Here is a 14,278-nt window from a genome sequence, read left to right as displayed (position 1 = left end):
GCTGGGGAGTTCGATGAACCCTAATTTTCGTAATTTCGCTCTATGGGCAATCATAGCTCTGCTATTGATTGCCTTGTTCAGTATGTTCCAGAACGCGCCGGCACAAACAGGCTCCAGGGAAATTCCATATTCGCAATTCCTGCGGGAAGTTGATTCCGGCCGTGTCCGCGACGTTACCGTCACGGGCAATCGCGTGGTCGGCAGCTATGTCGAGAATGGAACACCCTTCCAGACCTATGCCCCGGTCGTGGATGACAGCCTGCTTGATCGTCTGCAAAGCAAGAACGTCAACATCGTCGGCCGTCCGGAATCGGATGGCTCCTCGAGCTTCCTGAGCTATCTCGGCACGCTGCTGCCGATGCTTCTGATCCTCGGTGTCTGGCTGTTCTTCATGCGGCAGATGCAGGGCGGCTCGCGCGGCGCGATGGGCTTCGGCAAATCCAAGGCCAAGCTTCTGACCGAAGCGCATGGCCGCGTCACCTTCGACGATGTCGCCGGTGTCGACGAAGCCAAGCAGGACCTAGAAGAAATCGTCGAATTCCTGCGCGATCCGCAGAAGTTCCAGCGTCTTGGCGGCCGTATTCCGCGCGGCGTCCTTCTGGTCGGCCCTCCCGGCACCGGTAAGACGCTTCTGGCGCGCGCCATTGCCGGCGAGGCCAACGTGCCGTTCTTCACCATTTCCGGTTCCGACTTCGTGGAAATGTTCGTCGGTGTCGGCGCAAGCCGCGTCCGCGACATGTTCGAGCAGGCCAAGAAGAACGCGCCCTGCATCATCTTCATCGACGAAATCGACGCCGTCGGCCGCCATCGTGGCGCCGGTCTCGGCGGCGGCAACGATGAACGCGAGCAGACGCTGAACCAGTTGCTGGTCGAGATGGACGGTTTCGAAGCCAATGAGGGCATCATCCTCATTGCCGCCACCAACCGCCCTGACGTCCTCGACCCGGCGCTGTTGCGTCCGGGCCGCTTCGACCGCCAGGTCGTCGTGCCGAACCCTGATATCGTCGGCCGCGAGCGCATCCTCAAGGTGCATGCCCGTAATGTTCCGCTGGCTCCGAACGTCGATCTGAAGACGCTTGCCCGTGGCACGCCCGGTTTCTCCGGTGCCGACCTGATGAACCTCGTCAACGAAGCCGCCCTGATGGCCGCCCGCCGCAACAAGCGCCTGGTGACCATGCAGGAATTCGAAGACGCCAAGGACAAGATCATGATGGGCGCCGAGCGCCGCTCTTCGGCGATGACCGAAGCGGAGAAGAAGCTCACCGCCTATCACGAAGCCGGTCACGCGATCACGGCGCTCTATGTCGCCCTTGCCGATCCGCTGCACAAGGCGACCATCATCCCGCGCGGCCGTGCACTTGGCATGGTCATGCAGCTCCCCGAGGGCGACCGCTACTCGATGAGCTACAAGTGGATGGTGTCGCGCCTCTGCATCATGATGGGTGGCCGCGTTGCGGAAGAGTTGACCTTCGGCAAGGAGAACATCACCTCCGGCGCATCCTCGGATATCGAGCAGGCCACCAAGCTTGCCCGTGCCATGGTGACGCAATGGGGCTTCTCCGACGAGCTCGGTCTGGTCGCCTATGGTGAGAACCAACAGGAAGTCTTCCTCGGTCACTCCGTTTCGCAGTCAAAGAACGTTTCGGAAGCGACCGCCCAGACGATCGACAACGAAGTGCGTCGCCTGATCGATCAGGCTTACCGTCAGGCCAAGGATATTCTCACCGAACAGCACGACGGGTTCGTGGCGATCGCCGAGGGCTTGCTCGAATACGAAACGCTGAGCGGCGAAGAGATCAAGGCGCTTATTCGCGGCGAAAAGCCCGCCCGCGATCTTGGCGATGACACGCCGCCGAGCCGTGGTTCAGCAGTGCCGAAGACCGGCGCCAAGAAGGACGGTTCGCTCGGTGCCAAGGGCGAAGAGCCCGAGGGCGGTTTCGAACCGCAGCCGCACTGAACGATAGAGGCAATCGAGCCTAAACGAAGAGGCCAGCTCCCTTGCAAACGGGAACTGGCCTTTTTTAGTGCTTTTTAACGGTAACGCGGTGTAATAGGCATTCTCGGTAATTTAAGTGCCGAGTTTTGCAATCTGTGGCATGAGCCTCAAGCATCGATGTTCGCGCCGCCCATGGAATTCACGGGAGCTGGACGGGATGCCGCTGTCCCACAGTGGGACGCCGCAATCACGGGAGTGCATATGAAACGTCGCTATTTCGGAACGGACGGAATCCGCGGACAATCCAACATCTATCCGATGACGCCGGATCTTGCCATGCGCGTGGGTATCGCTGCTGGCACGATCTTCCATCGGGGCAGCCATCGCCATCGCGTTGTTATCGGCAAGGATACGCGCCTTTCCGGCTATATGCTGGAAAATGCCATGGTGGCGGGCTTTACCGCCGCCGGCGTCGATGCCTTCGTTCTCGGCCCGATCCCGACACCGGCCGTTGCCATGCTGACGCGGTCGCTGCGCGCCGATATCGGTGTGATGATCTCGGCTTCGCACAATCCTTACGAAGACAACGGCATCAAGCTTTTCGGTCCCGACGGCTACAAGCTGTCCGACGATCTCGAAATGCAAATCGAGGATCTGCTCGAGAAGGACATGACGGCGCATCTCGCCAAGTCGGAGAATATCGGTCGCGCCAAGCGCGTCGATGGCGTGCATGACCGTTATATCGAGCATGCCAAGCGCACCTTGCCGCGCGATGTGACGTTGCAGGGACTGCGCATTGCCATCGACTGTGCCAACGGCGCCGCCTACAAGGTCGCGCCGGCCGTGCTGTGGGAGCTCGGCGCGGAGGTCGTTACTATCGGCAACGAGCCGAACGGCACCAATATCAATCTCAATTGCGGTTCCACCAGCCCGGTGGCGTTGCAGAAGAAGGTGGACGAAGTGCGGGCCGATATCGGCATTGCGCTCGACGGCGACGCCGACCGTGTCATCATCGTCGACGAGACCGGCACCATCATCGATGGCGACCAGCTGATGGCCGTCATCGCCGAGAGCTGGTCAGAAAACCAGTCGCTGCGCGGCAATGGCATCGTTGCCACCGTCATGTCCAATCTTGGTCTTGAGCGCTTTCTGGAAGACCGGGGCATGGCACTTGCCCGCACCGCGGTCGGCGACCGTCATGTCGTCGAGCACATGCGTCAGCACAATTTCAATGTCGGCGGCGAGCAGTCCGGCCATATCGTGCTCTCAGACTATGGCACAACCGGCGACGGCCTCGTGGCGGCGTTGCAGATCCTCGCCGTGGTCAAGCGCACCGGCAAGCCGGTCAGCGAAGTCTGCCGGCGTTTCGAGCCGGTGCCGCAGCTGCTGCGCAATGTCCGCATTTCCGGCGGCAAGCCGCTGGAGGACAATCAGGTACGCAAGGCAATCGCCGATGCGGAGAGCGAGCTTGCCCGTAACGGCCGCCTGGTCATCCGCCCCTCGGGCACCGAGCCGCTGATCCGCGTCATGGCGGAAGGCGATGATCGCGGCCAGATCGAGCGCATTGTCGGTGGCCTGATCGACGTGATCTCGAGCGTTCGCAACGCTGCCTGATCCGGGCGATCACTTATTGACATCTAACATTGGACCTGTGGCCGCCCCATTGAGGGCGGCCCTGTCGTTTTAGGGTTGTGTTGCAGGGTCCAGGGATGCGCCGAAGATGGTAAGCCTGGTTCCATATATGAAGTTTATCTTTGCAGTTTTGCTTCTTATATGCTAGATCGTGCGTATGAACGACCAATTGGACCGACCGCAGCTTGCTGTTGCCGCCGCGATCGCGCAGGAGCTGCGCAGCGTCGTGAGCAAACTCAAGCGTCGACTGCGCGATCAGGCTGATGTAGGGGATCTGACGCCGACGCAGGCCTCGGTGCTCCTCCGTCTTGAGAAAGACGGCCCGATGACGACGTCCAGCCTGGCTAGAGCCGAGGGCATGCGACCGCAATCCATGGGAACCGTCATCGCAGCCCTGGACGCGGCTGGACATGTGAGGGGAATAGCCGATCCAAATGATGGGCGGCAAACGATCCTGTCGATCACCGAAGCCTGCCGTAGATGGATCGAGGAAGGCCGCGCGGCGCGGCAGGACTGGCTTTCCCGTACGATAGAAGCGCGGCTCTCCAGCGAGGAGCAGGACCATCTGCTGTCTGCGGTCAAACTGCTCCAGCGGCTGGCCGACGACTGACGCGCGCATCGCTCGTCTTCGCAGATTTCATTCCCGAGATCGGCCAGCAGCCGGGGGATATCGTCAACCCGCTCGCATCGAGGACTGCCTGATATGCAATGGCTCCATCTTCTATCGTACTTCTTTGGTGGCCTGTTTCTTATGAACGCCGTGCCGCATGCGGTCAGCGGGATCATGGGGCGGCCGTTCCAGACTCCCTTCGCCAAGCCACCGGGACAAGGCTTGTCCTCATCGACCGTCAACGTGCTGTGGGGCTTCGCCAACATGGTCGTTGCCTATCTTCTGCTCTGCGACGTCGGTGATTTCTCGCTGCACAACTTACCCGACGCCCTGGCGGTCGGTTTGGGCGCTGTCCTTATCGCTCTATTTTCGGCACGGCACTTCGGTCGCTTTCACGGCGGCAACACCCTCGAACACTGATGGCCGTTGAAACGCAGTCAGACCGATATCACCGGAACATTTCGCCGGGATAGGCACCCCATAGCAAGTCCTGTCTGACATAGCCGCGCACGGCATGTTCCCGTACGGAAACGCTGCACCATGCGCCGGTGCAAGAATGCAACGAGAGCAGCACCCGGGGTTGCAGCTCAGCAACGAGGTTGGCTGTCTTTTCCGGGCCGCCATGCAGCATGGCGTTCGTCTTCAACCAAGGTGCGACCACCGCGGTCCGCTGTCCCGAAAGCAGCGCGCCGTGCATCCATCCAGTGGTGCCGGTGTCGTCGCGAACCTGCCGCCAGCGACCGTATTCGTCGATGATCTCCAGCGGCAGGCCGGGTTTCATGTAGATCCATTTGGTGGCGTAGATCGTCGACGGTCCGACGCGCATGCGCGCCTTCTGTGCTTTCAGCGAGACGTAGCGGGGGATCGGCAGCCCGGTCTCCCGCCCCTTGTTCCAGGCTGTTGCCGCGACGGGCTGGGCCGGCATCGGCGTGGCCAGAGTGGCCGAGGTCAGGAAACCCAACGTCAGGCAGAGGCCGACACATAGCTTGCGAAAGTAAGTCAATGACTTTCTCCATGTTGTAGGCCCCATATGGGCGTTATGGTAACGGCTCGATTCTTGCCAATTGGTTTAAAGCCTTCGTAGCGGCGCGCTGCAACCCATCTCGGCTTGCGGCATGAAAATCCGGCCACCCAAGATACCTTGCTGTTATAATGATATAATTAAAAATTACTAATGTATAAAATATAGTATATCTTACAACAAAACAGAGTAAATATTCGTAGTTAATTGGCTTTTAACTATTATCGACCATTAATCATGCCATGTCTTTTCAATTGGCAAGCGTTTGTCGTGCCAATGGCATTATTTCGGAGCCAAATCCATGATGAAATCCCTGATTGGGGCCGTTGCCGCTCTGTTGGTTGGCACGTCTGCCTTTTCCGCTGATCTCTATACGCCTGAGCCGGCGCAGCAGACGCCGGAAGTGGCGGTCAGCCAATCCAGCGGCTGGTATCTGCGCGGCGATGTCGGCTACGCCTTCACCAAGTTGCGCGGCTCTAACTACTTCCAGGGTTCCAACTCCAGCCTGGTGGATTTCGACAGCGCCAAGCTCAACGGCAATATGACGCTCGGCGGCGGTGTCGGCTATCAGGTCAACAACTACCTGCGCACCGACGTGACACTGGACTATCTCTTCAAATCCAATTTCAAGGGCTCGACGACCGGCGATTGCGGTGGCTGCGGCCCCGGCTTCACCGCGGTGCCGGCGACCTCGCGCGATCGCGCATCGCTGACGGCCTACAGCTTGCTTGCCAATGCCTATGTCGATCTTGGCACATACAGCATCTTCACGCCTTATGTGGGCGGCGGTCTCGGCGGCACCTACGTCAAATGGAGCGACCTGAAGAATACCTCCTGCTCCGACGCCAATCCGGACTCCTGCGATGGCACCGTCACACATAAGGGCCGCGGCAGCTGGCGTTTCACCTACGCGCTGATGGCTGGCACCTCCATCGACCTCTCGTGCAACCTCAAGGCCGATGTCGGCTATCGCTATCGCCATATCGAGGGCGGCAACATGTTCGGTTATGCGGAAAACGGCGGTCCCGGCTACGACAAGGGCATCAACCTGCATGAAGCCCGCATCGGCGCTCGCTACACCTTCGGCGGTTGCCAGACCGCCAGCTACATGCCGCCGGCCGACATCCCCGTCCAGCCGCAGCCGGTCTACAAGTAAGCGTCTTCGCTCCAAACCATTGAAAAGCCGCCCGGTTGCTCCGGGCGGCTTTTGCTTTTTTACCGCCGTCGTTAAGCAATTCCGCCGCGTCTTAAATCTTCATTAACCATGAATTCCCTATGGTTAATGAAATAACAATGGCAGCGGCTCGGCCCCGGCCTTTCCTCCTGGAGAGCCAGACTGTGCGAACGACAAGAGCCGGCCGGGCTCGGAATGCGGGCGCCTGCCCGAGGATGGAAGGCGAGGGGTAATGATCCGTTTCGACGCTTTGGCGCTGGCTGCGATGATGGCGAGCGCATCTGCGGGCACTGCCTTTGCGAGTGATCTGCCGCCGGAAATCAAAATGCCGGAAGTCAGCGTCAAGGACGCCCAGGGTTGGTATGCGCGCGCCGATCTCGGCTACGCCGTCAACGCCAGTCACGGCGATACGAGTTTCCGCAGCTATGATCCCGCCGGCGGCGACTACAGCTCCGGCCGTTTTGATTCGGATCGCTTCAGTGGCGATTTCTCCGGCGGACTGGGTGTCGGCTATCAGTTCAACGACCTGTTTCGCGCCGACCTCACCGGCGATTACTTCAGCGGCGACTATGAAGGCCAGGTATCGAGCGGATCGTCCTGCTCGGGCGGGGCAGGCGGCACGGGTTGCTCCACCAAGGCTCGCTCCTCCTTCAAGGCAGGCAGCCTGATGGTGAACGGCTATGTCGATCTCGGCACGCTTGCCGGCTTTACGCCCTATGTCGGCGCCGGTCTCGGTGCGACCAGGATTTCCTGGAGCAGCGTCAATGCCATCGGTTCCTGCGTCGACGGCACCTCCAGCTGCGGTGGCGGCAGTTCGGTCAGCACCCGTTATCCTGGCGACAGCGACTGGCGCTTCACTTACGCCTTGATGGCCGGCGTTGCCTATGAGGTCGCGCCGAATGTGAAGCTGGATCTTGGCTATCGTTTCTCGCATGTGGCCGGCGGCGACATGTTCGGCTATTCCGCAGCCGATTCGGCGGCGGGTGCCGGCGGCACAATGGGCCGCGACGGTGCCCTGTCACGCCACGAAATTCGCGTCGGGCTGCGAATCACCACCTGGTAGGCCGTCTCCTACGGCGTCGTGAGAACGTAGGCGATGCGGCGGAAGAAATCCAAAGTGCGGAAAAGATGTGCCGGGATGCGCCGCAAAGCGGTGGACTTCGCGGCGTGATAGTCGCGGCGCCAGCCGATCATCGTGGTTCTCTGCAACGGGCTGAAGCCGGCGATATTGACGCGTGTGGTGACGATGGACGTCCGCATGTCCCAGCCGCGCTCGATGGCGACATCCCAGGGCAGGGACATGACGGCGAGCGACTTGACGATCTTTTCCGCGCCGCGGCGCGTCACCAGATAGCAGGCCGTCGAACCCTGCGGGCCGAAGAGGCAGCGGCCGATCACATCCCCCTTGCAGCTGCGGGCCGTGGCACGGAAACCGCCCCAGCGATGGTTGACGAGCTTGATGACCTCGGCGTTCGGCGCCGCCTCTTGCGCTGCAACAGCGCGGGCGAGGAAGTTGCCATCCAGCGCTATGTCGTCCTCGATGATGATGGCCGATTGGCTGCCGCCCGCCAGAAATTGTCGAAGTGCCAGAAGGTGACTGCGGTAGCAGCCATACTCGCCGGCCAGGATGACCCTGCCATGTCGGCGCTGGAATCGCTCGTGATCGACATCGACCCATTGCTCCTGCGGTAACAGTGCGCCGTCAACGCCGTTAACGCGCTCGATCGTGATGCCGAGTTCATCGCTCTGCCGCTGAATTTCAGCCAATCTGTCCGTCGCCCGATCAATGTTGATGAGGTAGACAGGCAGGGGCTGCGCGGGCATGCGAGGGCTTTCGGACAATGCGGCTTGATGTATTAGAGACATTTGTTCTTCATCGGTCGGCGCAAATCCATGAAACGCCATAACATATGGTGGCGTGTCCGCAAAGAAGCGAGCTTTTGTGTGGCTAATCCAGCGTGCTTCCGAAGCACATTCCTGCACGAATTCGTGAAGCCTTGTCCACACGCATTTTTTGCCTATTGCGCCCAAGCTCGGCTTCCAATATATCCGGCGGCGGGACACTCCTCCCCAACGAGGAGCTTTCTATCTGAGAGGATAGCATCATGACTAAGCTCGCCAAGCCGGACATCCGTCCGAACAACACCCATTTTTCTTCTGGCCCCTGCTCGAAGCGCCCCGGTTGGTCGCTCGATGCCCTTTCCGACGCGCCTCTCGGCCGTTCGCACCGCGCGAAAGTCGGCAAAGCCAAGCTGAAGCAGGCCATCGATCTTACCCGTGACATTCTGGACGTGCCGGCGGATTACCGCATCGGCATAGTTCCGGCTTCCGATACCGGCGCCGTCGAAATGGCGCTCTGGTCGCTGCTCGGAGAGCGCGGCGTCGACATGCTCGCCTGGGAAAGCTTCGGCGCCGGCTGGGTTACCGATGTCGTCAAGCAGCTGAAGCTCAAGGACGTCCGCAAGCTCGAAGCCGGTTACGGCGAGCTGCCCGATCTTTCCGCTGTCGATTTCGACCGCGACGTGGTCTTCACCTGGAACGGTACCACTTCGGGCGTCCGCGTCCCGAACGCCGATTTCATCCCGGCCGACCGCAAGGGCCTGACGATCTGCGACGCCACTTCGGCGGCTTTTGCGCAGAACCTTGATTTCGCCAAGCTCGATGTCGTCACCTTCTCCTGGCAGAAGGTTCTCGGCGGCGAGGGCGCGCATGGCGTCATCATCCTGTCGCCGCGTGCCGTCGAGCGTCTGACCACCTATCAGCCCGCCTGGCCGTTGCCGAAGATCTTCCGCATGACCAGCGGCGGAAAGCTCATCGAAGGCATCTTCACCGGCGAAACGATCAATACGCCGTCGATGCTCTGCGTCGAGGACTATATCGACGCGCTGCTCTGGGCCAAGGACCTCGGCGGTCTCAAGGCTCTGATCGGTCGCGCCGACGCTAACGCCAAGGTCATCCATGACTTCGTGGCCGCCAACGACTGGATCGCCAATCTCTCCGCCAAGGTCGAGACGCAGTCCAACACCTCCGTCTGCCTGAAGATCGTCGACAAGGATGTCGTCGCTCTCGACAATGACGGTCAGGCGAACTTCGCCAAGGGCCTGGTCGCTCTTCTCGAAAAGGAAGGCGTCGCCTATGACGTCGGCCATTATCGCGACGCACCGTCGGGCCTGCGCATCTGGGCGGGCGCGACGATCGAAGCCGCCGACATGCAGAAGCTGATGCCCTGGCTTTCCTGGGCTTTCGAAACGCAGAAGGCAACGCTCTCCCAGGCTGCTGCCTGAGGTTCAAGCGTTCCCGGCTCCGCCAAAAAGGCGGAGCCCAGCATTCCGAATTCATTCGCATAGACCCTTTTTCAGGAGGCCTCCCATGGCACCTCGCGTTCTCGTATCCGACGAACTGTCGGAAACCGCCGTCCAGATCTTCCGTGATCGCGGCGTCGAAGTCGATTTCCAGCCGCAGCTTGGCAAGGACAAGGACAGGCTGCTCGAAATCATCGGCAATTATGATGGTCTCGCCATCCGTTCCGCCACCAAGGTGACAGAGAAGATCATCGAAGCGGCGAAGAACCTCAAGGTCGTCGGTCGCGCCGGTATCGGCGTGGATAATGTTGATATCCCGGCTGCCTCGCGCCGCGGTATCATCGTCATGAACACGCCGTTCGGCAATTCGATCACCACGGCCGAGCACGCCATCGCGCTGATGTTCGCCGTTGCCCGCCAGCTTCCGTCTGCCGACGCCTCGACCCAGGCCGGCAAGTGGGAGAAGTCGAAGTTCATGGGCGTCGAAATCACCGGTAAGACGCTCGGCGTCATCGGCGCCGGCAATATCGGCTCGATCGTCATTGCCCGCGCCATCGGCCTGAAGATGCATGTCGTCGCCTATGACCCGTTCCTCTCCAAGGAGCGCGCCGAGGAAATGGGCGTTACCAAGGTCGAGCTCGATGAGCTTTTCGCTCGCGCCGACTTCATCACGCTTCATGTGCCGCTGACGGACAAGACTCGCAACATCATCGACGCCGAAGCGCTCGCCAAGATCAAGCCGGGCGTGCGTATCATCAACTGCGCCCGCGGTGGTCTGGTGGATGAGGCAGCGCTTGCCGCCGCCATCAAGTCCGGTCATGTCGCCGGTGCCGCCTTCGACGTCTTCGAGGTCGAGCCCGCCAAGGAAAGCCCGCTGTTCGGCCTGCCGAACGTCGTCTGCACGCCGCATCTCGGCGCGTCGACCACGGAAGCGCAGGAGAATGTCGCTCTGCAGGTGGCCGAGCAGATGTCGGACTATCTCGTCAAGGGCGCGGTTTCCAACGCCATCAACATGCCTTCGATCACTGCCGAGGAAGCGCCGCTTCTGAAGCCGTTCATTAAGCTTGCCGATGTTCTCGGCGCCTTCGTCGGCCAGGTGACGGACGATCCGATCAAGGAAATCGAGATCCTCTATGACGGCGTCACCGCCGGCATGAACACCAAGGCGCTGACGAGCGCGCTACTGGCCGGTCTCATCCGCAACCAGGTCGCCGACGTCAACATGGTTTCGGCGCCGATCATGATCAAGGAAAAGGGCATCGTCCTTGCCGAAGTGAAACGCGACAAGACCGGCGTCTATGACGGCTACATCAAGCTGACGGTCACCACCGACAGCATGAGCCGCTCGGTCGCCGGCACCGTCTTCTCCGACGGCAAGCCGCGCTTCATCCAGATCAAGGGCATCAATCTCGACGCCGATGTCGGCAACCATATGGTCTATCTCGCCAATACCGACGTTCCCGGCATGATCGGCTTCATCGGCTCGACGCTCGGTTCCGCCGGCGTCAACATCGCCAACTTCCAGCTCGGCCGCGACAAGCAGGGTGGCGACGCCATCGCGCTGCTCTATGTCGATGGTCCGATCAACGACGAGGTTCTGGGCAAGCTGACCGCCCACCAGGCGATCCGCCAGGCCAAACCGCTGGTGTTCAACGTCGACTAAATCGCTCCTCCCAAGAGCTATCTGAAAAACCCGGCATAACGTCAGTTGCGCCGGGTTTTTCTTTACCTTCTATGGCTGTGGATAAGCTTGGCGAGCAGGCTATCGGGCACCTGCAAACAGGCCTATTTCTTTGTCATGGGGGCGTTGCAAAAGAGCATTTTCGGGGACACGCTGGGCAAGCCGATCGAATGGCTTGCGAAACCGGCATCCGTTGCCATCGTGCTGTTCGCGCGGGCTGTTACCGCTGTCAGGGCGATCTGGCCGGAGAGCGGTGCTCCGACCGACCGATGCATCTATTTCGCCAATCATTCCAGCCACGGCGATTTCATCCTGATCTGGACCGTTTTGCCGCCGCGGCTTCGTCAGCGCACGCGGCCGGTCGCTGGTGCCGACTATTGGCTGAAGTCGAAATTGAACAGCTTCATCGGCCGCGACGTCTTCAATGCCGTTCTGATCGAGCGCGATCGGGAAGCTCGGACGGAAGATCCGGTCGAGCAGATGGCTGCGGCAATCGACGTCGGCTCCTCGCTGATCCTGTTTCCCGAGGGCACGCGGAACCTGACGGATGCGCCGTTGCAGCCGTTCAAGAGCGGGCTTTATCATCTGGCGATGGCTCGTCCCGATATCGATCTCATTCCCGTCTGGATCAACAATCTCAACCGCGTCATGCCGAAGGGTGAGTTCGTGCCCATTCCGCTGATCTGCACGGTGACCTTCGGCGAGGCGCTGCATATCGGCGCAAACGAAGAGAAGACGGACTTTCTGACGCGGGCGCAGGCGTCGCTATTGGCTTTGTCGCCCAAGCAAGCGGGGCATGGCGAATGAGCGCGGCAAGCTCCGATCTGATCCATCTGGTTCTCGGCATTTTCGGTGTGCTGATCGTCGCGTCCGTCATCGGCTATGTGTTGCAGCAGCGGCTGTCGCCGGACGGATCGAACGCGGCGATCGAAAACCTGAATGCCCGCATCAAGGCCTGGTGGGTGATGGTCATCCTGATCGGTCTCGCTTTTCTGGCGGGCCGCGCCGGCGTTATCCTGCTCTTTGCCTTCTGTTCCTTCGCGGCGCTACGCGAATTCATCACGCTGATCAGCACCCGGCGCGCCGATCATTGGGCGCTTGCCGCCGCGTTCTTCATCGCCCTGCCGGTGCAATATTATCTGCTCTGGGCGGAAGAATACGGCATCTACGCGATCTTCATCCCGGTCTATGCCTTCCTGCTCATGCCGATCATCGCGGTCTTGCGCGGCGATACCGAGCGCTTCCTGATCCGCATCGCCGAAGTGCAATGGGCGTTGATGATCTGCGTTTTCTGCGCCTCGCATGTGCCGGCGCTGCTGACCTTGCATATTCCCGGCTATGAAGGCCGCAACGTCCTTCTGATCGCCTTCCTCGTCATCGTCGTGCAGCTCAGCGATGTGCTGCAATATGTCTGGGGCAAGTTGTTCGGCCGCCATAAGATCGCGCCGAAACTGTCGCCGTCGAAAACGGTGGAAGGCTTTGTCGGTGGCGTCGCCAGCGCTACGCTGATCGGCGCGGCGTTGTGGTGGATCACGCCGTTCACGCCGCTGCAAGCAGGGCTGCTTGCTTTCGTGATTACGATCATGGGCTTCTTCGGCGGTCTGGTGATGTCGGCGATCAAGCGGGATCGCGGCGTCAAGGATTGGGGGCAGCTGATCGAAGGCCATGGCGGGCTGATCGACCGGCTGGATTCCGTCGTCTTCTCCGCGCCGATCTTCTTTCATTTGGTCCGCTACTGGTGGTCGGTATCATGAAGGCGCGGGTGAAGGCGCTTGCCGGCAGCAGCATCGTGCATGTGCTTTTCGCTTTCCTCGCCATGGGCGGCTGGGCCGTGTTCGCCAACCGGATGCATCCGATGCCGCGGCCCGTAGTCGCCGGTCTTGTCCAGGGCATTCTGTCGGCCTGTCTGACGCTGTTTCTCAAGTCGGTGATCGAGGCGCTGTCGAGAAGGTTCCGTGGTCTTGCCGCCCTTTGGGCGCCACCCTTGATCGCCTGCCTTGGCTCCTCTGGCATATTGGTGACGATCCATGCGCTCAGCGGTACGCCGGAGATAGTGAAGACCATCGCAGTACCGCTGCTGGTGTCGACCAGCTATGCGACGCTCTACAATTATTCGATTTCCGGCGGGAGGCGCTAAGGTCATGGCAGGCGAAGGGACAGGCGACAGGCGGCCGTTGGCCAGCCGCAATACACGCTGGGCGCAGGGACTGGCGCGGCGCATGACCAAGCTGTCGGTGACGCCGAACCAGATATCGCAGGCAAGCATGGTCATGGCGGCACTGGCCGGTGGCTCCTTCTGGCTGTCCGGGCAGGAGGATAGCGGGCTGCGCATCCTGTTCCTGATCCTTGCGGCGCTCTTCTGTCAGCTTCGGCTGCTATGCAATCTGCTTGACGGCATGGTTGCCGTCGAGGGCGGCAAGGGTGAGGCGGATGGGCCGTTCTGGAATGAATTCCCGGACCGCATCGCCGATATCCTGATCTTTACCGGTGTCGGCTATGGCATCGCCGCGCCCGGCCTTGGCTGGGCTGCGGCCGCCTTTGCCGTGCTCACCGCCTATGTCCGCGAGCTTGGCCGGGCCACCGGCGCCCCCAGCGATTTCGGCGGGCCGATGGCCAAGCAGCATCGCATGGCGGTAATCACGGCCGCAGCGCTGCTTTCCATTCTCGAAGTGCTTTGGAATGGCGGAACCTGGGTGCTGACCATTGCACTCTGGATCGTCGCTGTCGGGGCGGCAGTGACGGCGCTACGGCGCGGGCTCAACCTCATCCGGCAGCTGAAAGCGAAGCACTGAGCGTCGCTCTCGGCCTTGCTGATTCGCCGCCCCTTGCGCACGAGGGCAATCCTTTCTATATCCCTGATCGATTGAGGCCGGGCGGTTAACGCTGCCGTGTGCCCGCAGATGATAAAAATCCGCCGCTTTT

General features: G+C 60.8%; 14 protein-coding genes. 12 read left to right on the top strand and 2 right to left on the bottom strand.

All coding sequences use genetic code 11. From position 1 onward, the window contains the following. Nucleotides 1-13: 13 nt before the first annotated feature. From ftsH to AC1RO0_RS06455, 4 genes are all read left to right on the top strand, one after another. Complete coding sequence (gene ftsH / locus AC1RO0_RS06470) at nucleotides 14-1,957, top strand: ATP-dependent zinc metalloprotease FtsH (protein ID WP_498592061.1); 1,944 nt, start codon at nucleotides 14-16, stop codon at nucleotides 1,955-1,957. A gap of 240 nt (nucleotides 1,958-2,197) precedes the next feature. Continuing rightward, nucleotides 2,198-3,550: a phosphoglucosamine mutase gene (glmM, locus tag AC1RO0_RS06465; protein ID WP_498592060.1), complete on the top strand. Its 1,353-nt coding sequence runs from the start codon at nucleotides 2,198-2,200 to the stop codon at nucleotides 3,548-3,550. A gap of 175 nt (nucleotides 3,551-3,725) precedes the next feature. Beyond that, entirely contained in the window at nucleotides 3,726-4,178 is a 453-nt protein-coding gene (locus tag AC1RO0_RS06460) for a MarR family winged helix-turn-helix transcriptional regulator (RefSeq protein WP_498592059.1), read from the top strand. Nucleotides 4,179-4,271: 93 nt separating this feature from the next. Then, a complete protein-coding gene (locus AC1RO0_RS06455; protein WP_498592058.1) occupies nucleotides 4,272-4,598 on the top strand; it encodes a hypothetical protein in 327 nt (108 codons plus the stop codon). Between the two features lie 28 nt (nucleotides 4,599-4,626). On the opposite strand, the gene AC1RO0_RS06450 is transcribed toward AC1RO0_RS06455, so the two are convergent. Next, the gene (locus AC1RO0_RS06450; protein ID WP_498592057.1) at nucleotides 4,627-5,181 is read right to left on the bottom strand and encodes an SH3 domain-containing protein; all 555 of its coding nucleotides are present in this window, start codon (nucleotides 5,179-5,181) and stop codon (nucleotides 4,627-4,629) included. Between the two features lie 319 nt (nucleotides 5,182-5,500). Between AC1RO0_RS06450 and AC1RO0_RS06445 the strand changes: the two genes are divergently transcribed. Both AC1RO0_RS06445 and AC1RO0_RS06440 read left to right on the top strand, forming a co-directional pair. After that, nucleotides 5,501-6,355, top strand: coding sequence for an outer membrane protein (locus tag AC1RO0_RS06445; RefSeq protein WP_498592056.1), 855 nt, complete (start codon nucleotides 5,501-5,503; stop codon nucleotides 6,353-6,355). A 250-nt stretch (nucleotides 6,356-6,605) separates the two neighbouring features. Further along, the gene (locus AC1RO0_RS06440; protein ID WP_498592055.1) at nucleotides 6,606-7,436 is read left to right on the top strand and encodes an outer membrane protein; all 831 of its coding nucleotides are present in this window, start codon (nucleotides 6,606-6,608) and stop codon (nucleotides 7,434-7,436) included. Between the two features lie 8 nt (nucleotides 7,437-7,444). Here AC1RO0_RS06440 and AC1RO0_RS06435 read toward each other — a convergent pair whose 3' ends face one another. After that, nucleotides 7,445-8,197, bottom strand: coding sequence for a glycosyltransferase family 25 protein (locus AC1RO0_RS06435; RefSeq protein WP_498592054.1), 753 nt, complete (start codon nucleotides 8,195-8,197; stop codon nucleotides 7,445-7,447). A gap of 281 nt (nucleotides 8,198-8,478) precedes the next feature. Here AC1RO0_RS06435 and AC1RO0_RS06430 point away from each other — a divergent pair, with 281 nt between their 5' ends. The 6 genes from AC1RO0_RS06430 to AC1RO0_RS06405 all read left to right on the top strand — a co-directional run bounded on the left by AC1RO0_RS06430 (nucleotide 8,479) and on the right by AC1RO0_RS06405 (nucleotide 14,148). Then, nucleotides 8,479-9,657 (top strand): phosphoserine transaminase, encoded by a 1,179-nt coding sequence (locus AC1RO0_RS06430; protein WP_498592053.1) that lies wholly within the window; start codon nucleotides 8,479-8,481, stop codon nucleotides 9,655-9,657. Nucleotides 9,658-9,742: 85 nt separating this feature from the next. Then, a complete protein-coding gene (gene serA / locus AC1RO0_RS06425) occupies nucleotides 9,743-11,338 on the top strand; it encodes a phosphoglycerate dehydrogenase (RefSeq protein WP_498592052.1) in 1,596 nt (531 codons plus the stop codon). A 135-nt stretch (nucleotides 11,339-11,473) separates the two neighbouring features. Further along, the gene (locus tag AC1RO0_RS06420) at nucleotides 11,474-12,163 is read left to right on the top strand and encodes a lysophospholipid acyltransferase family protein (RefSeq protein WP_498592388.1); all 690 of its coding nucleotides are present in this window, start codon (nucleotides 11,474-11,476) and stop codon (nucleotides 12,161-12,163) included. Further along, nucleotides 12,160-13,110 carry a phosphatidate cytidylyltransferase gene (locus AC1RO0_RS06415; RefSeq protein WP_498592051.1) on the top strand — a complete coding sequence of 317 codons (951 nt, stop codon included), beginning with the start codon at nucleotides 12,160-12,162 and terminating at the stop codon, nucleotides 13,108-13,110. The genes AC1RO0_RS06420 and AC1RO0_RS06415 overlap by 4 nt, the downstream gene beginning before the upstream one ends. Beyond that, nucleotides 13,107-13,493 carry a hypothetical protein gene (locus AC1RO0_RS06410; protein ID WP_498592050.1) on the top strand — a complete coding sequence of 129 codons (387 nt, stop codon included), beginning with the start codon at nucleotides 13,107-13,109 and terminating at the stop codon, nucleotides 13,491-13,493. The genes AC1RO0_RS06415 and AC1RO0_RS06410 overlap by 4 nt, the downstream gene beginning before the upstream one ends. 4 nt (nucleotides 13,494-13,497) lie before the next feature. Further along, a complete protein-coding gene (locus tag AC1RO0_RS06405) occupies nucleotides 13,498-14,148 on the top strand; it encodes a CDP-alcohol phosphatidyltransferase family protein (RefSeq protein ID WP_498592049.1) in 651 nt (216 codons plus the stop codon). Nucleotides 14,149-14,278: the final 130 nt, after the last annotated feature.

The organism is Rhizobium sp. GW821-FHT14E12, assembly GCF_058803745.1.
This window is presented reverse-complemented; position numbering and strand designations above follow the sequence as displayed.